The following is a 26,306-nucleotide window of genomic DNA, read 5'->3' on the forward strand; positions in this document are numbered from 1 at the left end:
CAGACGGCATGACCCGAAGCGGCTGCGCTCGCACTGTTAATGCAGCGCCAGCTCAATGCGCCAACGCTGACAGCGGACCGCCAACAAGACCGGCTTGCGCCGCGATCGGCAGCCAAAACAAAAACGCCAGCTCCGAGGAGCTGGCGTTCTGTTGCCTAGCGCGGTACCACCGGCTTGCGGGTTGGCTTCTTGCCTTTGCCCTTGGCCGCATCGGCACGCTCCTTGGCGGCCTGCTTGTTGCGGGCGAAGGCGGCGGCCTTGGCCTGCTCACGCTTGTCCCAAGCATTGCCACCGTCACTGCCACGCGGCGGCAGGCCGGTGTGCTGGGTCAGGATCTTGGTTTCCTTGGCCACCTTGTGGCTGCCGGCCGGTGTCGAGTTCTTGCGGCGGGCGCTCTGGTAGCTGTCGGTGGCCGGCTGATGGGTCGGAATCAGCTGGTGCTTGCCCGGGCCGATCAGGTCGCCACGCCCCATGCGCAGCAGGGCCTCGCGCAGCATCGGCCAGCCCTTGGGATCGTGGTAGCGCAGGAACGCCTTGTGCAGGCGACGCTGCTCCTCGCTCTTGACGATGGTCACGCCGTCGCTCTTGTAGGTGACCTTGCGCAGCGGGTTCTTGCCCGAGTGGTACATGGCGGTGGCGGTGGCCATCGGCGACGGATAGAACGCCTGCACCTGGTCGGCGCGGAAGCCGTTGCCCTTGAGCCACAGGGCCAGGTTCATCATGTCTTCGTCGGTGGTCCCCGGGTGCGCGGCGATGAAGTACGGAATCAGGTATTGCTCCTTGCCCGCTTCCTTGGAGTACTTCTCGAACATCCGCTTGAAGCGGTCGTAGGTACCGATGCCCGGCTTCATCATCTGATTGAGCGGACCTTCCTCGGTGTGTTCCGGAGCAATCTTCAGGTAGCCACCCACGTGGTGGGTCACCAGCTCCTTGACGTACTCCGGCGATTCCACCGCCAGGTCATAGCGCAGGCCGGAAGCGATGAGGATCTTCTTCACCCCGGGCAAGGCGCGGGCGCTGCGATACAGCTGGATCAACGACGAATGGTCGGTGTTCAGGTTCGGGCAGATGCCGGGGAACACGCAGGACGGCTTGCGGCACGCGGATTCGATCTCCGGGCTCTTGCAGGCAATGCGGTACATGTTCGCGGTCGGGCCGCCAAGGTCGGAGATCACTCCGGTAAAACCGGGAACCTTGTCGCGGATTTCTTCGATCTCGCGAATGATCGACTCCTCGGAACGGTTCTGGATGATCCGCCCTTCGTGCTCGGTGATGGAGCAGAAGGTACAGCCACCGAAGCAGCCGCGCATGATGTTCACCGAGAAGCGGATCATGTCGTAGGCCGGAATTTTTTCCTTGCCATAGGCCGGGTGCGGAACGCGCTGGTAAGGCATGCCGAACACGTAGTCCATTTCCTCGGTGGTCATGGGAATGGGCGGCGGGTTGAACCACACGTCCACTTCGCCATGTTTCTGCACCAGGGCACGGGCGTTACCGGGGTTGGTTTCCAAGTGCAGCACGCGGTTGGCGTGGGCGTACAGGACCGGGTCGTTGCGCACCTTCTCCATGGACGGCAGGCGGATCACGGTCTTGTCCCGGGTCATCCGCGGGCTGGCAAGGATCTGCACCACCTTGGCTTCGCTCGGATCTTCAACCGGGCCCTTCTCCTGCTCGATGGCGCAGGCCTGGGTGTCCTGGGTATTGACGTAGGGGTTGATGATCTTGTCGATCTTGCCCGGGCGGTCGATACGGGTGGAGTCCACTTCGTACCAGTCTTTGGGCGTATCGCGGCGGATGAAGGCGGTGCCGCGCACGTCGGTGATGTCTTCGATCTTGTGGCCATAGGACAGGCGCTGGGCCACTTCAACGATGGCCCGCTCGGCGTTGCCGTACAGCAGGATGTCGGCGCTGGCGTCGATCAGGATCGAGTTGCGCACCCGATCCTGCCAGTAGTCATAGTGAGCAATACGGCGCAGGGAAGCCTCGATGCCGCCCAGGACGATCGGCACATGCTTGTAGGCTTCCTTGCAGCGCTGGCTGTACACCAGGCTGGCGCGGTCCGGACGCTTGCCCGCCAGGCCGCCCGGGGTGTAGGCGTCGTCGGAGCGGACTTTCTTGTCGGCGGTGTAGCGGTTGATCATCGAGTCCATGTTGCCGGCGGCGACACCGAAGAACAGGTTCGGCTCGCCGAGCTTCATGAAGTCGTCTTTGGACTGCCAGTTGGGCTGGGCGATGATCCCCACGCGAAAGCCCTGGGACTCCAGCAGCCGGCCGATGATCGCCATGCCGAACGAGGGGTGATCGACGTAGGCATCACCGGTGACGATGATGATGTCGCAGGAATCCCAGCCGAGCTGATCCATCTCCTCCCTGCTCATGGGCAGGAATGGTGCTGGCCCGAAACATTCGGCCCAGTACTTTGGATAGTCAAATAACGGCTTGGCTGCTTGCATGTCGATGACCGGTGTTGGCTTGGATAGGGACGCGTTGATTCACAGGGAAATTCGCGGGCGCGGAATATAGCACAAAAAATAACCAATTCCGACCATTATGGTCGGAATTCGGTGCAGCCCGATTCGCCGGCGAGCCGGCACCTACAGCTGGGCGCCGGCAAGCAAATTGCCAGCGAACGGGCGGGTTATTCGTCGTCGTCGAAGTTGTAACTGCCCGGCGCGAGGTTCTCGAAGCGGGTGTACTTGCCGATGAACGCCAGGCGGATAAAGCCGATGGGGCCGTTCCGCTGCTTGCCGATGATGATCTCGGCAATGCCCTTGTGCTCGGTCTCGGGGTGATACACCTCATCCCGGTACACGAACATGATCACGTCGGCGTCCTGCTCGATCGCTCCGGATTCCCGCAAGTCGGAGTTCACCGGGCGCTTGTTGGGACGTTGTTCCAGAGAGCGGTTGAGCTGGGACAGGGCCACCACCGGGCAGTTGAATTCCTTGGCCAGGGCTTTGAGGGACCGAGAGATCTCGGAAATCTCGTTGGTCCGGTTGTCACCGCTGGACCCCGGGATCTGCATCAGCTGCAGGTAGTCGATCATGATCAGCGCGATGTCGCCGTGCTCACGCACCAGGCGACGGGTCCGCGCACGCATCTCCGAAGGGCTGATACCCGCGGTGTCGTCGATGAACAGCTTGCGGTCGTTGAGCAGGTTGACCGCCGAGGTCAGGCGCGGCCAGTCGTCGTCTTCCAGCTGGCCGGAACGGACCTTGGTCTGGTCGATGCGGCCCAGGGAGGACAGCATACGCATGATCAGCGATTCGCCTGGCATCTCCAAGGAGTACACCAGCACCGCCTTGTCGCTGCGCAGCACCGCGTTCTCCACCAGGTTCATGGCGAAGGTGGTCTTACCCATGGACGGACGGCCGGCGACGATGATCAAGTCGGCCGGTTGCAGGCCGCTGGTCTTCTCGTCGAGGTCGGTGTAGCCGGTGGACAGGCCGGTGATGGCGTTGTCGGTGTTGAACAGGGTATCGATGCGGTCGATGGCCTTGGTCAGCAACTCGTTGACGCCCACCGGACCGCCGGTCTTGGGCCGCGCCTCGGCAATCTGGAAGATCTGCCGTTCGGCCTCGTCGAGGATCTCTTCGGCGGTGCGACCTTCAGGGTTGAAGGCGCTGTCAGCGATCTCGGTACTGATGCCGATCAGTTGGCGCAGGGTCGCCCGCTGGCGAACGATCTGCGCATAGGCCTTGATGTTGGCCACCGACGGGGTGTTCTTGGCCAGCTCGCCGAGATAGCCCAGGCCGCCGACCTGGGAGGTCTGGCCTTCCTTGTCCAACTGCTCGGACAGGGTGACCACGTCGATGGGCATGTTCTGATCGGCCAGCTTGGCGATGGCGCGGAAGATCAAACGGTGGTCATGCCGATAGAAATCGCCGTCGGACACTTGATCCAACACGCGTTCCCAGGCGTTGTTGTCCAGCATCAGACCACCGAGCACGGCCTGTTCGGCCTCGATGGAATGCGGCGGCACCTTCAGGGCAGCGGTTTGCAGATCGTATTGCTCGGGAGCGGAAATATCGTTCATGGCCACTTGGAATTCGGGGGTGAAAATCAGGATCAGCAGAAAGACAAAGGGCACGACCTGTAAACAGGATCGTGCCCGATGTTAACCGTCAGCCACACAAGGTGCCAGACGATTTGGTACTGCTTAAGCAGCCACCACGACAACGCGTACGGTTGCTTCAACTTCAGCGTGCAGGTGCACGGCTACGTCGAATTCACCTACGTTGCGGATGGTGCCGTTCGGCAGACGAACTTCGCTTTTTGCAACTTCAACGCCGGAGGCGGTCAGTGCATCAGCGATGTCGTGGGTGCCGATCGAACCGAACAGCTTGCCTTCGTCACCGGCGGTGGCAGTGATGGTCACTTCCAGCTCGGCCAGTTGGGCAGCGCGGCTTTCAGCCGAAGCTTTACGGTCTGCAGCCAGTTTTTCCAGCTCAGCACGACGCTCTTCGAACGCAGCCAGGTTGGCAGCGGTAGCAGCGGTGGCTTTGCCGTAAGGCAGCAGGTAGTTACGGCCGTAACCAGCCTTAACGTTCACTTTGTCGCCCAGGTTGCCCAGGTTGGCGACTTTTTCCAGAAGGATCAGTTGCATGTGAAAATCCTCTTAACTTTTAACCTTCACCGTTCGCGTTATCGGCGTCTTTCGGCGCCAAACGACCGCGAAAATCAACCAGACTGTCGACAATGGCCAGGACCACTAGCAACGGATAGATCAGCTGCATGAATGGCAACAGCGTGACGTACAACCCCACCAGCCAGAATCTGGCCAGTCGCCCTTGCGCCACCAGCCCGTGAATCAGGGCCAGCCCGGCAAAAGCCAGCGGGACACTGCACATCGGCGTGAGCATGGCCAGTTGAGGTCCGAAGTTCGGCCCCACCAACATGCACGCCAGCAGCAACATCGCTGGCCCAAGAGGGATTCTGATGGCGCGAAACTCGCGACCAAAACCACCCGGGTTATACAACACAGCCTGCCAGTAACGCCCAAGAATCAGGCTCAGCACGCTGATGGCTTGCAACAAGGCCGCTATCAGGCCGGTCAGGATCGGTGCAATCAGCGTGGCAAGACGAGCTCGCTCTTCAACCGATAACTGCTGGTAGACCTCACCCAAGGCCATCGGCAGGATCTTTATCAATTCCTGCGACAACGCTTCGATCTGAGGGCGGAAAGCCGCACCCAGGACTCCAGCAAACACCAACCCCATCGCTATGCTGACCAGCAGCACGCGGCTCCAGGACTCGCCTGCGCGCAAAACCAACGCAAGACTCGAAGACCCCACCAGCACCAGAAATGCTCGCGGGTCATCGAACGCCAGCCACCAGAACAAAGCCGGCAGCATTCCCAGAGCGAGGACACCAAGGGCATCCTTCAACCCACGCCGCAGAAGCACCAGGCTCCCCGCGGCAGCACCCAACCAATACAACAACGGCAATGCCGAACAGCCAACCACTACCAGAGTGGCCTGCATACGACCGCGCATGATGAACTCAGCTAAGGCGCGCATGCATTCAATCCCTTACTACTTGTCGACTGCCCGGTCTCAGCGGCCGTGGCTGTCGGTGTAGGCCAGCAGGGCCAGGAAGCGGGCGCGCTTGATAGCGGTGGCCAGCTGACGCTGATAACGAGCTTTGGTACCGGTGATGCGGCTTGGAACGATTTTGCCGGTCTCGGATACGTAGGCTTTCAGAGTGTTGAGATCTTTGTAATCGATCTCTTTCACGTCTTCAGCGGTGAAGCGGCAGAATTTACGACGACGGAAGAAACGTGCCATGTAATTGGCTCCTCAAAAGGTCCGTGGATTACTCGTCAGCGTTATCGCTGGCGTCGCTGTTGTCGCTGTCATCGCCATCGGCGCTGTCAGCATGCTCAGGACGGTCACGACGCTCACGGCGCTCACTGCGGTTTTCTTCAGCCTTGAGCATCTCGGATTGGCCAGTGATGGCTTCTTCGCGACGGATGACCAGGTTACGGATCACAGCATCGTTGTAACGGAAGTTGTCTTCCAGCTCAGCCAGGGCTTTACCGGTGCACTCAACGTTCAGCATCACGTAGTGAGCCTTGTGAACATTGTTGATTGCGTAGGCCAGTTGACGACGGCCCCAGTCTTCCAGACGGTGGATTTTGCCGCCGTCTTCTTCGATCAGCTTGGTGTAACGCTCAACCATGCCGCCGACTTGCTCGCTTTGATCCGGGTGGACCAAAAAGATGATTTCGTAATGACGCATGAATGCTCCTTACGGGTTGTAGCCTGCCGCCTATAAGCGGTCAGACAAGGAGTGAATGACACTGGTGTGTCTTGCCTGTTAGTAGGCACATATGCGCCTGCCGTCACGGCAAGGGGCGCAATTGTAGAGAAGGGGGAACAGCGGCGCAAGGCAATTGGTGATTATTTGAACAATCACCTGCAGGAGCCAACGAGCCGGCAATGGACGGCAGGGCGTGGTTCGCCGGCAAGCCGGCTCCTACGGGATAGATCAGGCTTTCTTGGCGACGGCCTTGGCCTTGGCGCCGCGCTGGCGCATGGCTTCGAACAGGCAGACGCCCGTGGCCACGGAGACGTTGAGGCTGCTGACGCTGCCGGCCATTGGCAGGCGCACCAGATAGTCGCAGTGCTCGCGAGTCAGGCGACGCATGCCCTTGCCTTCGGCCCCCATGATGATGATGGTCGGGCCGGTCAGATCCTGATCGTACAACTCCTGCTCGGCCTCGCCGGCGGTACCGACGATCCACAGGCCGCGCTGCTGAAGCTTTTCCAGGGTACGGGCCAGATTGGTCACCGCCACCAGCGGAATCACTTCGGCAGCGCCGCAAGCCACCTTACGTACGGTCGGGGTCAGAGTGGCCGACTTGTCCTTGGGCACCAGCACCGCCAGGGCACCCGCCGCATCGGCGGTACGCAGGCAGGCGCCAAGGTTGTGCGGATCGGTCACGCCATCCAACACCAGCAACAGCGGCGCGCCCTCGGTGCGATCCAGCAGCTCGTCGAGCATGGCTTCGCCCCACACCTGGCTTGGGCTGACTTCCGCCACCACCCCCTGGTGCACGCCTTCAACCCAGGCGTCCATCTCGCGTCGCTCGGCCTGGCCAACCGACACACGGTTCTGCGCAGCCAGATCCACCAGCACCTGAACCCGTGGGTCACTGCGCCCTTCAGCCAACCAGATCTGCTTGACCCGCTTGGGATGGTGACGCAGCAACGCTTCTACAGCATGCACGCCGTAGATCTTTTCCAACTGACTCATGACTTGGCCTTAGGTTTGCGCGCGCCGCCGCTTTTCGCGCCGGAAGCGGAGCCCGCCTTGGGCGGACCTTTACGATGTTTGCTCGGTTTGGCTGGCCGGTCGCTGTCTCTGGCCGGAGCCGATTTGCCGGACTTTCCCCCAGACGCCGCTTTACCACCGCCTTTGGCTCCCGCCAGCAGCGCCTGTTTCATTTCACGACTTTTGCGTACTTCGGCGTTTTTTGCCGCCGCATCGCTCGGACGGTAAGCCTCGACCGCTTTCTCCTTGGCAGAGCTGCGACGCCCCGCCTTCGCTGGAGCTGGCTCTTCGACTGCCTTGCTCGCCGGCACGTCCGCAGCCCCCCGCTTTTTGCGACCAATCGGTGCAGCGATGGTCTTTTCGGCCATCTCGAAATCGATTTTGCGCTCGTCCAGGTCGACGCGCATGACTCGCACTTCCACGGTGTCGCCCAAGCGGAAGCTGCGACCGGTGCGTTCGCCCGCCAAGCGGTGATGCACAGGGTCGAAGTGGTAGTAGTCACCTGGCAGCGCAGTAACATGCACCAGGCCTTCGACGTAGATATCGGTGAGCTCGACGAACAGACCAAAACCGGTGACCGCAGTGATCACGCCAGGGAAGGATTCGCCGACGCGATCCTTCATGAACTCGCACTTGAGCCAGTTCACCACGTCACGAGTGGCTTCGTCGGCGCGACGCTCACTCATCGAGCACTGCTCGCCGAGCTGCTCGAGGATGGCCTCGTCGTACGGATAGATACGCGCTTTCGGAATACTCATCGCTCCGGCTCGACGCACGTGCGGCGTGTCTTGCTTGGAGTGGATGACACTGCGAATGGCCCGGTGGGTCAGCAGGTCCGGGTAACGACGGATCGGCGAAGTGAAGTGGGTATAGGCTTCGTAATTCAGGCCGAAGTGGCCCTGATTATCAGCGCTGTACACCGCCTGGCTCAGCGAGCGCAGCATCACGGTCTGGATCAGGTGGTAATCCGGACGATCCTTGATGGTTTCCAGCAGCGCTTGGTAGTCCTTCGGCGTAGGACCATCCTTGCCTTTATGCAGCGACAGGCCCAGCTCGCCAAGGAAGGCACGCAGCTTCTCCAGACGCTCTGGCGGCGGACCGTCGTGCACCCGGTACAGGGCCGGAATCTCGTGCTTCTTGAGGAACTCGGCGGTGGCCACGTTGGCCGCCAGCATGCACTCCTCAATCAGTTTGTGAGCATCGTTGCGCGTGGTTGGACGAATTTCGGCGATCTTGCGCTCGGAACCGAAGATGATCCGGGTTTCCTGGGTTTCAAAGTCGATGGCGCCACGGGTATGGCGAGCACCGAGCAGGACCTTGTACAGCGCATACAATTGCTTAAGGTGCGGTACGACATCCGCGTACTCACCGCGCAGCTGCTTGGCTTCGGTGGTTTTCGGCTGCTCGAGCATGGCGCTGACCTTGTTGTAGGTCAGTCGCGCCTTGGAGTGGATCACCGCTTCATAGAACTGGTAATCGGTCATTTCGCCGGACTTGGAGATGGTCATCTCACAAACCATGGCCAGGCGATCAACTTTCGGGTTCAGCGAGCACAGGCCATTGGAAAGCTGCTCAGGCAGCATCGGGATAACCCGCTCGGGGAAATACACCGAGTTGCCACGCACCTGGGCTTCAGCATCCAGAGCCGAACCAATCTTCACGTAGCTGGAGACGTCGGCAATGGCCACGTACAGTTTCCAGCCGCCGCCGAACAGGCGCAGCTTGCCGGGCTTGGCTTCGCAGTACACCGCGTCGTCGAAGTCGCGAGCGTCTTCACCGTCGATGGTGACGAAAGGCAGGTCGCGCAGATCGATGCGCTTCTCTTTGTCCTTCTCCTCCACTTCCGGCTTGAGCTTGGCGGCCTCTTTGAGCACAGCCTCGGGCCAGACATGGGGAATATCGTAGGTGCGCAGGGCAACGTCGATTTCCATGCCTGGCGCCATGTAGTTGCCTACCACTTCAACTACGTCGCCTTGTGGCTGGAAGCGCGGCGTCGGCCAGTGAGTAATCTTCACTTCAACGAACTGACCGACCTTGGCATTGGCATTACGCCCCGGCGTCACCAGCACTTCCTGCTGGATCTTCGGGTTATCCGCTACCACAAAGCCAATGCCGCCCTCTTCAAAGTAACGCCCCACGATGCTTTCATGGGCACGAGATACCACTTCGACGATCACGCCTTCGCGGCGACCACGACGATCCAGGCCGGAAACTCTGGCCAAGGCGCGGTCACCATCGAATACCAGGCGCATTTGCGCCGGGCTCATGAACAGGTCGTCACTACCGTCATCCGGCACCAGAAAGCCGAAGCCGTCGCGGTGGCCGCTGATACGACCGAGGATCAGGTCGAGCTTGTCCACAGGCGCATAAGTGCCGCGGCGGGTGTAGATCAGTTGAGCGTCGCGCTCCATGGCGCGTAGGCGGCGGCGCAAAGCTTCAAGTTGGTCCTCTGTGGTCAGACCGAACTCTTCTACCAACTGCTCGCGACTAGCAGGCGAACCCCGATCAGCAAGGTGCTGGAGGATGAGTTCGCGGCTAGGAATAGGGTTTTCGTATTTTTCCGCTTCACGAGCGGCCTCGGGATCGAGGGACTGCCAATCGGCCATTAGATAAATTTCACCTTGTCTATATGCGGGTTAGTTTGGCATACGCGTATTGAAACGGGAAATTTCAGGCTCAGACAACGCTGGAAAAATCCTCATCGCCGCCTCAGAAACATCCTCACGCCTGCCACCGGAGACTTTTTTCAAACTTTTTTGAAATCGGGGGTTTACAGCTTAAAAGAGCCTCCGTATAGTGCGCGCCATCGACGACGGAGACGTCAGCGATACTGCCCAGATGGTGAAATTGGTAGACACGCCAGCTTCAGGTGCTGGTGACCGCAAGGTCGTGGAAGTTCGAGTCTTCTTCTGGGCACCAATTCAAGAGCTTGAGATTAGATCAATTTCAAGACTCAAACAAAAACCCGCGAAAGCGGGTTTTTGCATTCTAAGTGTTTGATTTAATAAAACCAAAACAGGGGTTTACAGATCAAAACACGGTCCGTATAGTGCGCTCCATCGACACGGCGACGACGTCGATACTGCCCAGATGGTGAAATTGGTAGACACGCCAGCTTCAGGTGCTGGTGACCGCAAGGTCGTGGAAGTTCGAGTCTTCTTCTGGGCACCAATTCAAACTTGAGAGCATCGCTTTCAAGTTTCTCAAAAACCCGCGAAAGCGGGTTTTTGCGTTTCTGCATCCAGGTATTCCCTCGCCTCATCGCCCCGCCGTCCTACCCGCAAAGCGCACATGAGAAACGATATCGTTTATGATTGTTACAAGTTTTTGCGGCACTACAGTGAGGAAACCTGCGAATGATGTTCAGAAATACCCTCCTTCCAACATCCCTTCTGCGTGGCTTGACCATCACTTTGCTGGGACTGACCCTGGCATCTCCACTCACCCAAGCAGCCGATCCAGTTTCCCTGACCCTGTATAACGGCCAGCACAAGGAAGTCGGCGATGCCGTTGCCAAGGCCTTCGAAGCCAAGACCGGTATCCACGTCAACGTGCGCAAGGGCAGCAGCAATCAGTTGGCCAGCCAGGTCGTCGAAGAAGGCGATCGCTCCCCCGCTGATGTGATCTACACCGAAGAGTCCCCGCCCCTGAACAAACTGGGCGAACAAGGCCTGCTTGCCCAGACCGATGCCGCGACCCTGGCCGTCCTGCCCAAGGAATACGTGGCCAGCAACGGCACCTGGATCGGCATCACCGCTCGAGTGCGAGTGGTGGCTTTCAACCCGAAACTGATCAATGAGAAAGACCTGCCCAAGTCGGTGATGGAGTTCTCCCAGCCACGGTGGCAAGGCAAGGTCGGTTTCGTACCGACCAGCGGCGCCTTCCAGGAACAAGCCGTGGCCATCATCAAATTGCACGGCATGGATGCAGCAGAAGAGTGGCTGACCGGCCTGCGGGCATTCGGCAAGGTCTATAGCAATAACATGGTAGCCCTCAAGGCCGTGGAAAACGGCGAAGTGGCCACCGTCCTAGTGAACAACTACTACTGGTTCGCACTGCAACGGGAAAAAGGTCAACTTGACTCGAAGCTGCACTATTTCACCGGCGGCGATGTTGGTGGCCTGATCACGGTCTCCAGCGCCGCAGTGCTCAAGTCCAGCAAACACCCGAAAGAAGCTCAACAGTTCCTTGCCTATATGGCCAGCGAAGAGGGTCAGCGGGTGATCACCCAGACCACCGCCGAGTACCCACTGCATAAAGGCATGGAGTCGGATCGCGGCCTCAAGCCATTCAGTGAACTGCAGGCTCCGAAAGTAACCCCGGCCGACCTCGGAAATGCAGAGGAAGCACTGGACCTGGAACGCGACGTCGGCCTGAACTGATGAGTCCACCACTCTGCGCCCCCGCCTCGCGCACGCCTTACGTGCCGAGGCGCAAGCGACCATCGATCTGGCTGCTGCTGCCGGTATTGCTACTGGTTTGCCTGAGCCTGCTGCCCCTGCTGTATGTCGGGCTCAAGGCCTGGCAAGCCGGCTGGGCCGAAGCGCTGCACCTGCTGTGGCGCCCTTATGTATTCCGCCTGCTAAGCAACACCTTGCTACTGATGCTGGGAGTCACCATCGCCTGCGCAATGATCGGCCTATCCCTGGCTTGGCTGCTGGAACGCAGCGATCTGCCAGGGCGACGGATCTGGGGCGTAGTGCTGTGCCTGCCCTTCGCCGTACCGGCCTTCATCAGCAGCTTCACCTGGGTGTCCCTGAGCGCCGAATTCGAAGGACTGGGCGGTGCGATCCTGGTGATGACCCTGTCCAAATACCCTCTAGTGTTCCTGCCAGTGGCAGCCACCCTACGCAATCTTGACCCCTCCCTCGAAGAGTCCGCACGCACCCTTGGGCAAAATCGCTGGGGCGTGTTCTTCAAGATCACCCTGCCCCTACTCTGGCCATCGTTACTGGCAGGAGCCCTGTTGATTGCCCTGCACATGCTGGTGGAATTCGGCGCCCTGTCGATCATCGGCCTGCAAACCTTCACCACGGCGATCTATCAGCAATTCGAGCTGGAGTTCAGCAACGCCAACGCAGCCATGCTCTCGGCGGTACTGCTGGTGCTGTGCCTGATACTGCTGGGTCTAGAGCTGCGGGTTCGTGGCAAGGGGCGTCACGTACGCACCGGCCAAGGTGCAGCGCGACATGCAGAACAGGTACGCCTGGGACGCTGGTCCGCAGGCGGACAAATCTACTGCCTGCTACTGGCCTTGATTGGCAGCGGTGTTCCCCTGGGCATGCTTGCCTACTGGCTGGCCGTGGGGTCATCGGCCGCTTTCCCGGTGGCAGCCATCGGCGAAGCACTGCTTTCCTCCCTGGCGCTGTCCCTGGGCGGTGCCGCCCTGTGCCTGGCGCTGGCGGTTCCTGTGGGACTGCTAGTGGTGCGTCACAAGGGACGACTGGCCATCTGGGCCGAGCGTCTGCCCTATCTGTTGCATGCCCTGCCCGGCCTGGTGATCGCCCTGACGCTGGTGTACTTCGCCCTGCACTATGTGCCGGTGCTGTATCAAACCTCGGCGCTGTTACTGATCGCCTATGCCTTGCTGTTCCTGCCCCTGGCACAGGCCCCCATCCGCACCGCCCTGAACAAGGCCGCGCCGCAACTGGAAGAAGCGGCAAGAACCCTGGGAGCATCGTCATTCAGTGCTTTTTGCCGGGTGACGCTGCCGATCATCTTTCCAGCACTGGGCGCGGCCTTCGCCCTGGTGTTTCTGGATGCGATGAAAGAGCTGACTGCAACCTTGCTGCTCAGCCCGACCGGGCTCAATACCCTGGCCACAGAGGTCTGGGCCCATACCGCGAATGTGGAGTTTGCGGCCGCGGCACCTTATGCAGCACTGCTGATTCTGGTGTCTGGGCTGCCGGTGTATCTGCTGACGACGCGGATGTATCTGAGCCGTTGAGAAGTGCTTCGCCGGCACGCCGACTCCTACAAAGTAACGCAGGAGCCAGCCGGCCAGCGAAAGATCAAGCGCGGAACTGCCCCAGACTGGCCTTGAGCTGCGCCGCCAGGCTGTCCAGTACCTTGCCGCTGGCGGTGGTCTCCACCACAGCCTGAGCCGCTCGCTCGGCCTGGGCATGAATGGTTTCCACCCGCCCCCGCACCGCTTGCGCGCCCTGAGCCTGATGCGCTGCAGCCTGGGTGGCCAAGCCAATCGCGGCATGCACCTGTTCGACCGAAGACTGCACCGTCTGCTGCAGACGGACACTGTCACGCAGCACCAGCAAACCCTCGCTGGCCTGACGGCCGGCCTGGCCAATAGCCGCCACCGCCTCTCGCGCGCCCTGTTGCAACGCGCCGATATGGGCCTGGATATCGCCTGTGGAACTCTGGGTCTTGCTGGCCAGGGCTCGCACCTCATCCGCCACCACGGCAAACCCGCGTCCGGTTTCACCGGCGCGCGCTGCTTCGATCGCCGCATTCAGCGCCAGCAGGTTGGTCTGTTCGGCAATGCCATGAATCACCGTCAGCACCACCTCGATCTGCTCGCTCTGCTGAGCCAGGCGCTCGATCACCTTGGCCCCGGTATCCACCTGCCCGGCCAGGGCTTCGATCAGGCTGCCGACCTGCTCCGAAGTGCGGGTGTTCTCGTCAGTGGCCTGACGGATCTCCACCACCTGCTGCAGCGCCGCCTGCATCGCCTGGCTTTCCGCCTGGGCCTCATCAGCCATCTGCGATAGCGCCCGCAAGCTTTCGGCCACTTCGTCACGCTGCGCCTCAGCCGCTGCATCCGCCCCAGCATTGCGCAGGCTCATAGCCCCAATCTCCACACCGGTACGCTGCGCCACATCGCCCGCTTCACGCACAATGGGCTGCAACTTATCCACAAAGCGATTCACCGCCGAGGCCATATCACCGATCTCATCATTGCTGTTGAGGGGCACGCGCTTGGTCAGATCCCCTTCGCCTGCTGCCAGATCGTTGAGAGCCGTGATCAACAGATGCAGTTTGTTCACCACTCGCCGCCCCAACACTACCGCCAGCAACAGCAGCAGGGCCAACCCCACCAGCGCCAGGCCAACACCGATCTGCCAGCGCAAGGTGGCCGCAGCCTCCTGCACCGTGCTTGCGGTATTGGCCTGCATCTGCGCGGCAGTGGCCTGAGCCGATTGCAAGCGCGAGCGCATGGCCGCCGAACTGTCGGCGGAGGCTCCCTTGAGACTGTCTCCAACCAACTGGTCACTGCTGGCGATCAATGCCCCGAAGCGCTGATCCAAGGCGGCGATATCTGCCTCTACCGAAGCCGTGGACACCCCCATCAGCACCTTGCCGATTTCCACTCCATTAGGATTGATCGACGCCTCAAGGTAGTAGACAGAAGGATCGTTCTTGGCGGCATCCAGAACCTTGTCCAAGGCCCGATCGCCCTTGCCCTTTTCCAACAGGGCCTTGTTGATCGGATTCTCACGATTCAGATAGCGAGTCAGATGCTCACCTGCTGCATCGTCATAGACCACGAACAGTACGTTGGGGTTACGCTGGGCACGCCGTGCGAACTCGGACAGAGTCGGCACATCACTGTCCCACATGGCACGAGGCGCCACAGAGGCCAGCAACTGGGCCATATCATTGGCGGAGTCCTTAAGGTCCTTCTCCAGCGCTGCACGCAGCTGGACCTGCTCCTCCTTTAGACGCGAAGACAGCCCCGCCGTCAGACGCTGACGCGTACTGCTGGACAGGCTTTCCAGACTGGAAGTGACTTCCTTGCCCGCCTGCTCGAGTTCGCCAGACAACTTCTGGCTATCAACACCCAAACGCGCAGCCAGATCGGCCTCCAGGGCAGTCACCGTGCTCCGAGTCAGGGCAACGGCGAGCACTACCTGCACCAAAAGGGCGATACCGAGAGTAACGAACACAGGCCGCAGTAAACGGCTTTGTAACAGTGAGAGAACGGCCGACACAGGAAATCCCTCTACTTTTGGCGCCATTATTCTGATGGCACTCTAGAAGCGAGTTTCACAGCAAGGGTCGTGCCGCACGGCGGACAGAAACGACAAAGGGCCCGATCAAGGGCCCTTTGGTTTTTACATCAACGACTTATCAAGCAAACGGATGGCGCAGAACGATGGTTTCGTTGCGGTCCGGGCCCGTCGAAATAATGTCGATCGGCGCGCCGACCAACTCTTCGATGCGCTTGATGTAGGCCTGAGCAGCGGCAGGCAGCTCTTCCAGGGTCTTGACACCCAGGGTCGATTCGCTCCATCCCGGCATCTGCTCGTACACCGGCTCCAGGCCGATGTAGCTATCGGCGTCGGTAGGCGCGTCGATGACTGCACCATCCTGGTTCTTGTAGCCAACACAGATATTGATGGTTTCCAGGCCGTCCAGTACGTCCAGCTTGGTCAGGCACAGGCCCGAGATGCTGTTGACGTCGATGGCGCGACGCAGGATCACGGCATCGAACCAGCCGCAACGACGGGCACGACCGGTAGTCGCACCGAACTCGTGGCCACGCTTGGCCAGGAAAGCGCCGACGTCATCGAACAGCTCAGTCGGGAACGGACCCGAACCCACACGAGTGGTGTAGGCCTTGGTGATGCCCAGGATGTAGTCCAGGTACATCGGGCCTACGCCCGAACCGGTGGCGATGCCGCCAGCGGTGGTGTTGGAGCTGGTGACATACGGATAGGTGCCGTGGTCGATGTCCAGCAGCGAACCCTGGGCGCCTTCGAACATGATGTCCTTGCCGGCGCGACGCAGCTGGTGCAGCTCGGCGGTGACGTCGAGCATCATCGGCTTGAGCAGCTCGGCGTATTCCATGCACTCGTCCAGCGTCTTCTGGAAGTCGATGGCCGGCTCTTTGTAGTAATTGACCAGCACGAAGTTGTGGTAGTCCAGCAACTCGCCCAGCTTGGCGGCGAAACGCTCGCGGTGGAACAGATCACCGATGCGCAGCCCGCGACGGGCAACCTTGTCTTCGTAAGCCGGGCCGATGCCGCGACCGGTAGTACCGATCTTCTGCTCGCCACGAGCCTTCTCGCGGGCCTGGTCCAGGGCTACGTGATAGGACAGGATCAGCGGGCAGGAAGGGCTGATACGCAGGCGCTCACGCACCGGTACGCCTTTCTCTTCCAGCTTGACGATTTCACGCATCAAGGCATCCGGTGCTACCACCACGCCGTTACCGATCAGGCACTGCACGCCTTCGCGCAGCACGCCGGACGGAATCAGGTGCAGGACGGTCTTCTCACCATCGATTACCAAAGTGTGGCCAGCGTTGTGGCCACCTTGGTAGCGCACTACGGCGGCGGCATGTTCGGTCAGCAGATCAACGATCTTGCCTTTGCCCTCATCACCCCACTGGGTGCCCAGGACTACGACATTCTTACCCATAACACTTGTCCTCATTCGCGCAAACTTGGTGCCGGCAGCCGCCGGCAGGAAAACTCAAGAAGCCAGCGGCAATACTTGCCAAAGCCCATTCTGCTGAATCAATTGCCGGTCGCAGTCCGCTTCACGGGCGGCGGCCAAAGGTTGCCCAGGCAGAGCCTGAACGACACGCTGACCCTCACTGCGCAACTGGCAGACGGTCTGCCAGAGTGCCGCGTCGGTGCTGTCAGGCATCCAGATACCACCAGACGGCAGCTCGACCTCAGCACGCCCCAGGGTCACCAGGGTTTTCAAATCGGTAGAAAAACCGGTCGCTGGACGGGCACGTCCAAAATCGGCTCCGATGTCATCGTAGCGACCGCCCTGGGCGATGGATTGACCCACGCCCGGTACAAACACCGCGAACACCACACCCGTGTGGTAGTGATAGCCCCGCAGCTCGCCCAGATCGAAATACAACGGTAAGTCAGGGAAACGCACCGACAAGCGCTCGGCGATCGTCAGCAATTCATCCAGGGCCAGCAGCACCGAGGTCGGCGCACCCGCCAGGCGACGGCGAGCATCGCCCAATACTTCGCGGCCACCACACAACTCCACCAGGGAGCGCAGCATGTCGGCCAGATCGGCCGGCAGGCCCTGGGTCAGGCTGATGACTTCATCGATCGCCTTGCGCTGCAGGGCATCGAACAATTGTTGCTCCACGGCACCGGACAGGCCGGCAGCCTGGGCCAGGCCGCGGTAGATGCCCACATGCCCCAGATCCATGTGCACATCCGGCACATCGGCCAACTGCAGCATGGCCAACATCAGACTGATGACCTCAACGTCGCTGCTCGGGCTGGCGTCGCCGTACAACTCGGCGCCCAACTGGATCGGGCTGCGCGAGGACGACAAGGCCCGCGGCTGAGCATGCAGCACGCTGCCGGCATAGCACAGGCGGCTCGGCCCTTCGCGACGCAGGGTGTGGGCATCGATTCGCGCCACTTGTGGCGTAATGTCGGCACGGAACCCCATCTGCCGACCCGACTGCGGGTCGATGACCTTGAAGGTACGCAGATCCAGGTCCTGGCCGGCACCTGTCAGCAGGGATTCCAGGTATTCGATATGGGGAGTCACGACAAACTCGTAACCCCAACTCTGAAACAGATCCAACACCTGACGACGCGCCACTTCAATGCGCGCCGCTTCCGGCGGCAATACTTCTTCGATGCCATCTGGCAGCAGCCAGCGGTCTACCGTTGCCATTACGCCATTCCCCTATGGTCCGGGCGGCAAGCCTGGGGCCAGCCTTAGAGTGAAGCAGAAAACAGTCGCATCCGACGCGAGCTCAGCCGGACAGGCAGCCAGGAATCAGCTGTACAGACTATTTTCCTCGAAAAATCTTGCCGAGCTCTTGAACGAGCCACGGCCAATCAAAGATGCAGACGCAAAAAAGCCGGGAATTTCCCGGCTGCCGCATCATACACCCGTTTTCCCAAAGGATCACCCCGCGAGGCATTTTAGCCGCCCGGCGGGGTGCCCAAGGATCAGGGCCTGATCAAGGCTTGGACTTTTCCAGGTAGTGGAAGAAGTCGCTGCTTGGGTCCAGAACCATGACGTCGGATTTGTTTGCAAAGCTTTCACGGTAGGCACGCAGGCTACGGTAGAACGCGTAGAACTCCTGATCCTGGCCGTAGGCCTTGGCGTAGATCGCCGCCGCCTGAGCATCACCATCACCGCGCGCCTCTTCAGACTCGCGATAGGCTTCAGCCAGCAGCACACGACGCTGACGATCAGCGTCAGCACGAATACCTTCGGCCAACTCGTTACCCTTGGCACGGTGCTCGCGAGCCTCACGCTCACGCTCGGTGCTCATGCGCTCGAACACGCTGCGGTTCACTTCCTTCGGCAGATCGATGGCCTTGACCCGGACATCGACCACTTCGATACCCAGCTCCTTTTCCGCCATCCTGTTCAGCGAAGCCGTGATATCCGCCATCAGCGCATCACGCTCACCGGAAACCACTTCATGCAGGGTGCGCTTACCAAACTGGTCACGCAGGCCCGATTCCAGACGACGGGAAAGACGCTCGTCGGCAATTTGCTTGAGACCGGAAGTCGCGGTGTAGAAGCGCTCGGCATCCTTCACTCGCCACTTGGCGTAGGCATCCACCATGACGGCTTTCTTTTCCAGGGTCAGGAAGCGCTGTGTCGGTGCATCCAGGGTCATCAGGCGCGCATCAAACTTACGCACCTGGTTCACGTAGGGCACTTTCACATGCAGGCCAGGCTGGACATCAGCCTGGACCACGCGACCGAACTGCAGCAACACCGCGCGCTCGGTCTGAGCGACGATGTAGAAGCTGTTCCAGGCAACCACCGCCACGACAACGCCCACGATCAGGGCGATCAGCGATTTATTGCTCATCAGCGACTCTCCCTAGAACGCGTCTGCTGCTGTTGCTGCATGTGCTCCGCAGCGGCGCGCGCATTCGCTTCGTTGCTGGTCGCAGACGCTGATCCCGTTGCCGGAACACCACCGCTACGACCACTGTCGATCATCTTGTCCAGCGGCAGGTAGAGCAGGTTGTTCTGCCCGCCTTTGCTGCCGGTTACCAGAACTTTGCTGGTATTGCTGAAGACTTCCTGCATGGTGTCCAGGTACAGGCGCTGACGAGTCACTTCAGGAGCCTTGCGGTACTCGGCAACCAGCTTGGTAAAGCGATCAGCCTCACCCTTGGCCCGCGATACCACTTCGTCGCGATAACCATTGGCATCTTCGAGGATGCGCTGAGCCTGACCACGAGCCTCCGGCACAACACCGTTGGCGTAGGTTTCAGCCTGGTTGCGCGAACGCTGTTCGTCTTCACGAGCTCGGATCACGTCATCGAAGGCTTCCTGCACTTCACGCGGTGCAGCTGCGCTCTGTACGTTCACCTGAGTCACGCTGATACCGGTGCGGTAGTTGTCGAGGAAGCGTTGCAACCGCTCCTTGATTTCACTGGCCATCAATTCACGACCTTCAGTCAACACCTGATCCATGGCGGTGGAACCCACCACATGGCGCAGGGCGCTGTCGGTTGCATGCTGCAGACTGATTTCCGGCTGATCAACGTTCAACACGAAGTCCTGCAGATTGCTGATCTTGTACTGCACGGTCAGCGGCACTTCGACGATGTTCTCGTCCTCGGTGAGCATCTGCCCCTGCTTGGTGTAGGCACGCTCACGCGTGACGTTTTCCATGTACTTGCGATCGATCGGCGGGAAGTAGATGTTCAGACCCGGGCCAACGGTTTCGTAATATTTGCCGAAGCGCAGCACCACGGCCTGCTCCTGCTCATCGACTACATAAACCGCGCTGTACAGCCACACAGCCGCCAGCACGACAAGGCCAATACCCAGCAAGCCGAGACCACCGCCCTTGCCGGAGCTACCGCCGTCATCACCACGTTTCTTACCACCACCGAACAACCCATTCAGGCTTTCCTGCAGCTTACGGAAGGCCTCGTCGAGATCTGGTGGCCCCTTGCGATCGCCATTATTGCGGCGTTTACCACCCCAAGGGTCCTGATTATTCGAGTTGCCACCCGGCTCATTCCAAGCCATAGCGCTCTCCATCTGATAAAGCAAAGACGCACCCACGGCGCGCCGACCAATGCTACAGAATGCCTGCTACAGCGGCACAACCGCATGCCCAGGCTTTTATTGCAAAGTGTGTTGCTCGATGAATTCCGACGGTTGCAGACCTTCGCGACTGACCAGCCGGTTCAACTCGGCCCGCGGCAGGCGAACGGCCAGCAAACTGACCCCTTCGTCGTCGTGATCTTCTTTCTGCACAGCGTTCAACTGGAAAAACTGTGCTCGCAGTCGAGCAAAACGCTGAGGCAAGCGCAAGGTGCCTACGAACAAATCTTCACCCAGCAGCTCCGCAATGGCCTGCTTGAGCAGATCAAGTCCCTGGCCATCACGGGCCGACAACCAGACACGCTGCGGCTTGCCATCGGGATCGCGCTGAATCTGCGGCTCCACACCCTCGAGCAAATCGAGTTTGTTATAGACCTCCAGGATCGGCAAGTCTTGAGCCCCGATCTCACCCAGCACCACCATCACCTGCTCGATCTGGGCCATGCGCTCGGGCTCGTGAGCATCGATCACATGAAGCAGCAAGTCGGAGTTGCTGGACTCTTCGAGGGTAGCCCGAAACGCCTCCACCAGCTTGTGCGGCAGGTGGCGAATGAAACCGACGGTATCAGCCAGCACAATCGGCCCCAGATCATCCAGCTCCAAGCGGCGCAAAGTCGGATCGAGGGTAGCGAACAGCTGGTCGGCGGCGAAAACATCGGACGCGGTGACAGCATTGAACAACGTGGACTTGCCAGCGTTGGTGTAGCCCACCAGCGAAACTGAAGGAATGTCGGCACGCTTACGGCCTCGACGAGCCTGCTCACGCTGGCTGCGAACCTTTTCCAGACGCGCCTTGATCTGCCGCAGACGCACTCGCAGCAGGCGCCGGTCGGTTTCCAACTGAGTCTCACCCGGACCACGCAGACCAATACCGCCTTTCTGCCGTTCAAGGTGAGTCCAGCCACGAACCAATCGCGTGCTCATGTGCTCAAGCTGTGCCAGTTCTACCTGGAGCTTGCCCTCATGAGTGCGTGCGCGCTGAGCGAAGATATCGAGAATCAGACCCGTGCGATCAATCACGCGACACTCGAATACACGTTCGAGGTTACGTTCCTGACTGGGCGTGAGGATGTGATTGAAAATCACCAGGTCTACCTGTTCGGCTTTGACCAGATCGCGCAATTCCTCGACCTTGCCGCTGCCAACCAGGTATTTGGCGGTTGGCCGATGACGCGGCACGCTAACAAACGCGACGGTCTCGGCGCCGGCCGATAATGCCAGCTCCTGAAACTCCTGCGGATCTTCGCGCGCCTCAGGGTCCTGACCATCCAAGTGAACGAGAATGGCCCGTTCACCACCACCGTGGCGCTCAAAGAACAAAGGAGACTCCTATCAGGCGTTACCTGGCTCAGCGTCACCCTGTTCGGATTCGGATGCGCTAGGCAGACGAATTGGGCGAACTGGAACCACTGTAGAGATAGCGTGCTTGTAAACCATTTGGCTGACGGTGTTTTTCAGCAGGATAACGAACTGGTCGAAGGACTCGATCGTGCCTTGCAGTTTGATCCCGTTAACCAGATAGATGGAAACCCCAACTTTCTCTTTACGCAATGTATTCAAGTAAGGGTCTTGTAGCGAATGCCCTTTTGACATGTGCCGCACTCCTTTAAGGATCAATAATAAAAATCGGAAAACAGATAGCTCAAACCGTCACACCCCCAAGGATAGACGGCAATTGCAAGGACTCAGCTCAATATGGAGATCGTCCCTAGGTATTTCAAGGCGCGTGGCAGATTGTCGCAATCCAGGCTGTCCAACCATTGCAGGTCAGCCCAACTGCGTAACCAGGTGAACTGCCGTTTCGCCAATTGGCGCGTAGCAATGATGCCCCGCTCCTGCATTTCGGCTGACGTCAGCTTGCCATCCAGATGATCCCAGACTTGGCGGTAACCCACTGCACGTATAGACGGCAACCCGGCATGCAGGTCACTTCTTGAGCGCAGAGCTACGACCTCGTCAATGAATCCCTGTTCCAACATTTGTGTGAATCTTTGTGCAATACGCTGGTGCAGCACCTGACGATTCGCCGGAGCGATGGCCAGATTGGCGACAGTATAGGGCAATTGACCGCGTCCCGATGCGCCTGCCTCAGCACTTTGCGCCAATTGACGCTGACGATGAGCGGTCATTGTCAGACCGCTGACCCGATAGACTTCCAGCGCTCGGGTCAGGCGTTGCGGATCATTGGGATGAATCCTCGCCGCAGACTCGGGGTCCACAGCCGCCAGTTGATCATGCAGCGCCTGCCAACCAAGGCGTTGAGCCTCGTCTTCGAGTTCGGCGCGGACCTGCGGGTCTGCTGGCGGCATATCCGCCAGGCCTTCAAGCAGCGCCTTGTAATACAGCATGGTGCCCCCCACCAGCAGCGGAATTTTGCCCCTAGCGGTGATATCGGCCATGGCCGCGAGGGCATCGGTGCGAAAATCTGCCGCCGAGTAGCTTTCGGCGGGGTCGAGAATATCGATCAGGCGATGGGGAAACTGCGCCAACAACTCCTTGGAGGGCTTGGCGGTGCCGATATCCATGCCGCGATACACCAGCGCCGAATCGACACTGATCAACTCGCAAGGCAGCACCTTGGTCAGTTCGATGGCTAGGTCGGTCTTGCCCGCAGCGGTCGGGCCCATCAGGAAAATCGCTGGAGGAAGCTGAGTCATCAACGGCCGCGCAAAAAGAGTTTGTCCAGATCGTCCAGACCCAATTGGGTCCAGGTCGGTCGACCGTGGTTGCACTGGCCGCTGCGCTCGGTGTTTTCCATATCCCGCAACAGGCCATTCATTTCCGCCAGGGCCAGGCGCCGGTTGGCGCGAATGGCGCCGTGGCAGGCCATGGTGCCGAGCAGTTCATTGAGATGAGCCTGAATTCGGTCGCTGGTGCCGTATTCCATCAAATCAGCAAGCACATCATGCACCAGGCGATTGGCTTCAGCCTGCTTCAACAGCGCCGGAATCTGCCGGATCGCCAGAGACTCAGGTCCCAGGCGCTGCAACTCGAAGCCCAGACGCTGGAACCAGGCGACATGCTCTTCCGCGCAATCGGCTTCACGCTGGCTGACGGCAATCGATTCCGGCACCAGCAACGGCTGGCCACTCAAGCCTTCGCTGGCCATGGCCACCTTCAAACGCTCGTACATGATCCGCTCATGAGCAGCGTGCATATCCACCAGCACCAGGCCCAGAGCGTTTTCCGCAAGGATATAGATGCCCTTGAGCTGTGCCAGGGCATAGCCCAACGGCGGAATATCCTCCTGCCCCTCCGGCAGGGCTGTGGCCGCAGCCCCAGGCAAGGGCGCAAAGAACTCGCGATAGACTCCCTGGGACTCCGCAGCCGGCAGCACTGGCTGGGGCCGTGGTGTGTACTGATACTGATAGCCGCTACCAGCACCAGAGCCCGGCGCATTGAAGCTCGGCTGGGACTGCGGCTGCTCCAGGGCCAGGTTCGCGGCCAGGCGCATTTCACCCTGGGGTCCGAACTCACCGGCTTCGATACCGCTTGGCCGCACAATACCTGCTACCGCCGCCGGCGCTGCCAACTGGTCCTCGGGGCGCACGTCGCCCAAAGCCCTGTGCAAGGTGCCATAAAGGAAGTCATGCACCATGCGCCCATCACGGAAGCGCACTTCATGCTTGGTCGGGTGCACATTGACGTCGACCACCGAGGGATCGACCTCGAAAAACAGCACAAAAGTCGGATGCCGGCCGTTGAACAGCACATCGCGATAGGCCTGACGCACCGCGTGGGCCACCAGCTTGTCCCGTACCGCACGACCGTTGACGTAGAAATACTGCAAGTCCGCCTGGCTGCGGGAGAAGGTTGGCAAGCCCACCCAGCCCCAAAGATGGAGACCGTTGCGCTCGACCTCAATGGGCAGCGCCTGCTCCAAAAAGCCCGAGCCACAGACCGCCGCCACGCGACGGGCGCGAGCTGCATCATCCTTGGCTTCATGCAGACTGAGGATGCTCTTGCCGTTGTGGCGCAAATGGAAGGCCACGTCGAAACGCGCCAGAGCCAAACGCTTGATCACCTCCTGCAGGTGATCGAACTCGGTTTTCTCCGCCTTGAGAAACTTGCGTCGGGCTGGAGTATTGAAGAACAAGTCACGCACTTCCACCGAGGTGCCTACCGGGTGGGCCGCCGGCTGCACTCGCGGCGCCATGTCGCGGCCTTCGGTTTCGACCTGCCAGGCCTGATCGGCATCACGGGTACGGGACGTCAGGGTCAAGCGCGCCACGGAACTGATGGAGGCCAGGGCTTCACCGCGAAACCCCAGGCTCATCACCCGCTCGAGGTCTTCCAGGTCGCGGATCTTGCTGGTGGCGTGCCGCGCCAGTGCCAGAGGCAGATCGTCGGAGGAAATGCCACTGCCATCATCACGGACCCGCAGCAGCTTGACTCCAGCCTGCTCGACATCCACATCAATGCGCTTGGCGCCAGAGTCCAGGCTGTTTTCCAGCAGCTCCTTGATCACCGAAGCCGGGCGCTCAACCACCTCACCCGCGGCAATCTGGTTAGCCAGGCGCGGACTGAGCAGCTCGATGCGCGCGCCGCTGATTACCGAGTCACTCATTCCTTGGCCGCCAATTCAGTGCCGGGGATGGTCAGAACCTGCCCCACTTTCAATTCATCGCTTTTCAGTTTGTTGGCACTGCGCAGGGCGGGCGCCGATACCTGATAGCGCACCGCGATCATCGCCAGGGTTTCCCCCGGGTTGACCCGGTGATCGCGAGGCCCCTGGGCAATTTTCCCGGAATCTCGCAGCCAGGCGATATAGGTGCCCGGTGGCGGGTTCTGCTGGAAGAACTGCCGCACGCCGCTGCTGATGGAGCGAGCCAAGGCCTGCTGATGGCTGACAGTGGCCAGCTTCGAGGCTTCATTGGAGTTGGAGATAAAGCCGGTCTCCACCAGGATCGATGGAATATCCGGGGACTTGAGCACCATGAACCCAGCCTGTTCCACACGCTGCTTGTGCAGCGGTGTGACCCGGCCGATGTTGTTCAGGACTTTCTGCCCGACATTGAGGCTGGAGGTCAGGGATGCGGTCATCGACAGATCCAGCAGCACCCCGGCCAGCATCCGGTCCTTGTCATCCAGGCTGACGTTGCCGGCACCACCGATCAGGTCGGAGCGGTTTTCACTGTCCGCCAGCCAGCGGGCAGTTTCCGATGTGGCGCCGCGCTCGGACAGGGCGAATACCGAGGCGCCAAAGGCTGCTGTCGAAGGCGCGGCATCGGCGTGGATCGAAACGAACAGGTCAGCGCCCTTCTTCCGAGCGATCTCGGTACGACCGCGCAACGGAATGAAGTAGTCGCCAGTACGGGTCAGCTCGGCGCGGAACCCCTTGATGCCATTAATCTGGCGCTGCAGTTCACGGGCAATGGCCAGCACCACATCTTTCTCATGCTGGCCACGGGAGCCGGAGGCACCCGGGTCTTCACCGCCGTGACCGGCGTCGATCACCACGATGATGTCGCGCTTGCCCGCCGGGGCCGGCGGCAGCTTGATCGCGGGCTCCGCAGGCGTGACTGGCACGGCGGGAACGGTGGCCACAGCAGGCGGCGGAGCAGCAGGCGGCGCGGCATCAGCCGGGTTGTCGAACAGGTCGACTACCAGGCGATTGCCATACTGGGCGTTGGGCGCCAGGGTAAAACTCTTGGGGGTGACGGCCTTTTTCAGGTCGATAACCACTCGCAGGTCACTGGGGGTACGCTGCGCCGAGCGCATGGCGGTGATCGGCGTATTGGCCGTGGCGACATTCAGTGGACCGCCGAGGGTCGCGCCATTGATATCGATCACCAGACGATCCGGGGCCGTCAGGGTAAAGACGCTGTGCTGAACCGGACCGGACAGGTCGAAGACCAGTCGCGTGTTATCCGGTGCCCGCCACAGGCGGACGCTGCGAACCTGTGTAGCGGCCACAGCATCGACGGCCAATGCCGTAAGCAACAGTCCTACGACAGCAACCAACGCGCGAATGCGCATACCTAACCCCATCA

General features: G+C 60.4%; 20 protein-coding genes and 2 tRNA genes. 4 read left to right on the forward strand and 18 right to left on the reverse strand.

Annotated elements, in window-relative coordinates; genetic code table 11:
• Window positions 1-155: 155 nt before the first annotated feature.
• From PQT43_RS14655 to rnr, 8 genes are all read right to left on the reverse strand, one after another.
• Window positions 156-2,453 carry a YgiQ family radical SAM protein gene (locus PQT43_RS14655; protein WP_102862919.1) on the reverse strand — a complete coding sequence of 766 codons (2,298 nt, stop codon included), beginning with the start codon at window positions 2,451-2,453 and terminating at the stop codon, window positions 156-158.
• Between the two features lie 185 nt (window positions 2,454-2,638).
• Window positions 2,639-4,036: a replicative DNA helicase gene (gene dnaB, locus PQT43_RS14660; RefSeq protein ID WP_007921486.1), complete on the reverse strand. Its 1,398-nt coding sequence runs from the start codon at window positions 4,034-4,036 to the stop codon at window positions 2,639-2,641.
• Window positions 4,037-4,159: 123 nt separating this feature from the next.
• Window positions 4,160-4,606 (reverse strand): 50S ribosomal protein L9, encoded by a 447-nt coding sequence (rplI, locus tag PQT43_RS14665; RefSeq protein WP_020299422.1) that lies wholly within the window; start codon window positions 4,604-4,606, stop codon window positions 4,160-4,162.
• Window positions 4,607-4,625: 19 nt separating this feature from the next.
• The gene (locus tag PQT43_RS14670) at window positions 4,626-5,519 is read right to left on the reverse strand and encodes a hypothetical protein (RefSeq protein WP_267269292.1); all 894 of its coding nucleotides are present in this window, start codon (window positions 5,517-5,519) and stop codon (window positions 4,626-4,628) included.
• 36 nt (window positions 5,520-5,555) lie between these two features.
• Window positions 5,556-5,786 (reverse strand): 30S ribosomal protein S18, encoded by a 231-nt coding sequence (gene rpsR / locus PQT43_RS14675; protein ID WP_002551829.1) that lies wholly within the window; start codon window positions 5,784-5,786, stop codon window positions 5,556-5,558.
• Window positions 5,787-5,814: 28 nt separating this feature from the next.
• Entirely contained in the window at window positions 5,815-6,240 is a 426-nt protein-coding gene (gene rpsF, locus PQT43_RS14680) for a 30S ribosomal protein S6 (RefSeq protein ID WP_011058949.1), read from the reverse strand.
• A gap of 249 nt (window positions 6,241-6,489) precedes the next feature.
• Window positions 6,490-7,257 (reverse strand): 23S rRNA (guanosine(2251)-2'-O)-methyltransferase RlmB, encoded by a 768-nt coding sequence (rlmB, locus tag PQT43_RS14685; RefSeq protein WP_016964328.1) that lies wholly within the window; start codon window positions 7,255-7,257, stop codon window positions 6,490-6,492.
• Entirely contained in the window at window positions 7,254-9,881 is a 2,628-nt protein-coding gene (gene rnr, locus PQT43_RS14690) for a ribonuclease R (RefSeq protein WP_110595444.1), read from the reverse strand. The genes rlmB and rnr overlap by 4 nt, the downstream gene beginning before the upstream one ends.
• A 226-nt stretch (window positions 9,882-10,107) precedes the next feature.
• Between rnr and PQT43_RS14695 the strand changes: the two genes are divergently transcribed.
• The 4 genes from PQT43_RS14695 (at window position 10,108) to PQT43_RS14710 (ending at window position 13,222) form a co-directional block, all read left to right on the forward strand.
• Window positions 10,108-10,194 (forward strand) — tRNA-Leu (locus PQT43_RS14695).
• 165 nt (window positions 10,195-10,359) lie between these two features.
• Window positions 10,360-10,446, forward strand: a tRNA-Leu gene (locus PQT43_RS14700).
• Window positions 10,447-10,631: 185 nt separating this feature from the next.
• Window positions 10,632-11,657, forward strand: a complete 1,026-nt coding sequence (locus PQT43_RS14705; RefSeq protein WP_267269291.1) for an iron ABC transporter substrate-binding protein — start codon at window positions 10,632-10,634, stop codon at window positions 11,655-11,657.
• The gene (locus tag PQT43_RS14710; protein ID WP_267269290.1) at window positions 11,657-13,222 is read left to right on the forward strand and encodes an ABC transporter permease; all 1,566 of its coding nucleotides are present in this window, start codon (window positions 11,657-11,659) and stop codon (window positions 13,220-13,222) included. Before PQT43_RS14705 ends, PQT43_RS14710 begins: the two co-directional genes overlap by 1 nt.
• 64 nt (window positions 13,223-13,286) lie before the next feature.
• On the opposite strand, the gene PQT43_RS14715 is transcribed toward PQT43_RS14710, so the two are convergent.
• The 10 genes from PQT43_RS14715 to PQT43_RS14760 all read right to left on the reverse strand — a co-directional run bounded on the left by PQT43_RS14715 (window position 13,287) and on the right by PQT43_RS14760 (window position 26,304).
• On the reverse strand, window positions 13,287-15,221 hold the full coding sequence (locus PQT43_RS14715; protein WP_102862914.1) for a methyl-accepting chemotaxis protein: 1,935 nt from the start codon (window positions 15,219-15,221) through the stop codon (window positions 13,287-13,289).
• A 139-nt stretch (window positions 15,222-15,360) separates the two neighbouring features.
• Window positions 15,361-16,653 (reverse strand): adenylosuccinate synthase, encoded by a 1,293-nt coding sequence (locus PQT43_RS14720; protein ID WP_170001580.1) that lies wholly within the window; start codon window positions 16,651-16,653, stop codon window positions 15,361-15,363.
• Window positions 16,654-16,707: 54 nt separating this feature from the next.
• Window positions 16,708-17,895 (reverse strand): ATP phosphoribosyltransferase regulatory subunit, encoded by a 1,188-nt coding sequence (locus PQT43_RS14725; RefSeq protein WP_102862913.1) that lies wholly within the window; start codon window positions 17,893-17,895, stop codon window positions 16,708-16,710.
• Window positions 17,896-18,187: 292 nt separating this feature from the next.
• Entirely contained in the window at window positions 18,188-19,057 is an 870-nt protein-coding gene (gene hflC / locus PQT43_RS14730; protein ID WP_102862912.1) for a protease modulator HflC, read from the reverse strand.
• Entirely contained in the window at window positions 19,057-20,235 is a 1,179-nt protein-coding gene (gene hflK / locus PQT43_RS14735; protein WP_267269289.1) for an FtsH protease activity modulator HflK, read from the reverse strand. Before hflK ends, hflC begins: the two co-directional genes overlap by 1 nt.
• Window positions 20,236-20,331: 96 nt before the next feature.
• Window positions 20,332-21,633, reverse strand: coding sequence for a ribosome rescue GTPase HflX (gene hflX, locus PQT43_RS14740; protein WP_102862910.1), 1,302 nt, complete (start codon window positions 21,631-21,633; stop codon window positions 20,332-20,334).
• 12 nt (window positions 21,634-21,645) lie between these two features.
• Window positions 21,646-21,906 carry an RNA chaperone Hfq gene (gene hfq / locus PQT43_RS14745; RefSeq protein WP_007921378.1) on the reverse strand — a complete coding sequence of 87 codons (261 nt, stop codon included), beginning with the start codon at window positions 21,904-21,906 and terminating at the stop codon, window positions 21,646-21,648.
• Between the two features lie 92 nt (window positions 21,907-21,998).
• Window positions 21,999-22,970, reverse strand: a complete 972-nt coding sequence (miaA, locus tag PQT43_RS14750) for a tRNA (adenosine(37)-N6)-dimethylallyltransferase MiaA (RefSeq protein WP_102862909.1) — start codon at window positions 22,968-22,970, stop codon at window positions 21,999-22,001.
• Window positions 22,970-24,880 (reverse strand): DNA mismatch repair endonuclease MutL, encoded by a 1,911-nt coding sequence (mutL, locus tag PQT43_RS14755; protein WP_102882012.1) that lies wholly within the window; start codon window positions 24,878-24,880, stop codon window positions 22,970-22,972. Before mutL ends, miaA begins: the two co-directional genes overlap by 1 nt.
• Window positions 24,877-26,304 carry an N-acetylmuramoyl-L-alanine amidase gene (locus tag PQT43_RS14760; RefSeq protein WP_268561970.1) on the reverse strand — a complete coding sequence of 476 codons (1,428 nt, stop codon included), beginning with the start codon at window positions 26,302-26,304 and terminating at the stop codon, window positions 24,877-24,879. The genes mutL and PQT43_RS14760 overlap by 4 nt, the downstream gene beginning before the upstream one ends.
• Window positions 26,305-26,306 lie beyond the last annotated feature (2 nt).

It is taken from the genome of Pseudomonas sp. BLCC-B112 (assembly GCF_028550695.1).
Classification (GTDB): Bacteria; Pseudomonadota; Gammaproteobacteria; order Pseudomonadales; family Pseudomonadaceae; genus Aquipseudomonas; species Aquipseudomonas danubii.

Coding starts and splice junctions, on each gene's coding strand:
- PQT43_RS14655 (WP_102862919.1), bottom strand. CDS start 2,453: ATGCAAGCAGCCAAGCCGTTATTTGACTATCCAAAGTACTGGGCCGAA.
- dnaB (WP_007921486.1), bottom strand. CDS start 4,036: ATGAACGATATTTCCGCTCCCGAGCAATACGATCTGCAAACCGCTGCC.
- rplI (WP_020299422.1), bottom strand. CDS start 4,606: ATGCAACTGATCCTTCTGGAAAAAGTCGCCAACCTGGGCAACCTGGGC.
- PQT43_RS14670 (WP_267269292.1), bottom strand. CDS start 5,519: ATGCGCGCCTTAGCTGAGTTCATCATGCGCGGTCGTATGCAGGCCACT.
- rpsR (WP_002551829.1), bottom strand. CDS start 5,786: ATGGCACGTTTCTTCCGTCGTCGTAAATTCTGCCGCTTCACCGCTGAA.
- rpsF (WP_011058949.1), bottom strand. CDS start 6,240: ATGCGTCATTACGAAATCATCTTTTTGGTCCACCCGGATCAAAGCGAG.
- rlmB (WP_016964328.1), bottom strand. CDS start 7,257: ATGAGTCAGTTGGAAAAGATCTACGGCGTGCATGCTGTAGAAGCGTTG.
- rnr (WP_110595444.1), bottom strand. CDS start 9,881: ATGGCCGATTGGCAGTCCCTCGATCCCGAGGCCGCTCGTGAAGCGGAA.
- PQT43_RS14705 (WP_267269291.1), top strand. CDS start 10,632: ATGATGTTCAGAAATACCCTCCTTCCAACATCCCTTCTGCGTGGCTTG.
- PQT43_RS14710 (WP_267269290.1), top strand. CDS start 11,657: ATGAGTCCACCACTCTGCGCCCCCGCCTCGCGCACGCCTTACGTGCCG.
- PQT43_RS14720 (WP_170001580.1), bottom strand. CDS start 16,653: ATGGGTAAGAATGTCGTAGTCCTGGGCACCCAGTGGGGTGATGAGGGC.
- PQT43_RS14725 (WP_102862913.1), bottom strand. CDS start 17,895: ATGGCAACGGTAGACCGCTGGCTGCTGCCAGATGGCATCGAAGAAGTA.
- hflC (WP_102862912.1), bottom strand. CDS start 19,057: ATGAGCAATAAATCGCTGATCGCCCTGATCGTGGGCGTTGTCGTGGCG.
- hflK (WP_267269289.1), bottom strand. CDS start 20,235: ATGGCTTGGAATGAGCCGGGTGGCAACTCGAATAATCAGGACCCTTGG.
- hfq (WP_007921378.1), bottom strand. CDS start 21,906: ATGTCAAAAGGGCATTCGCTACAAGACCCTTACTTGAATACATTGCGT.
- miaA (WP_102862909.1), bottom strand. CDS start 22,970: ATGACTCAGCTTCCTCCAGCGATTTTCCTGATGGGCCCGACCGCTGCG.
- mutL (WP_102882012.1), bottom strand. CDS start 24,880: ATGAGTGACTCGGTAATCAGCGGCGCGCGCATCGAGCTGCTCAGTCCG.
- PQT43_RS14760 (WP_268561970.1), bottom strand. CDS start 26,304: ATGGGGTTAGGTATGCGCATTCGCGCGTTGGTTGCTGTCGTAGGACTG.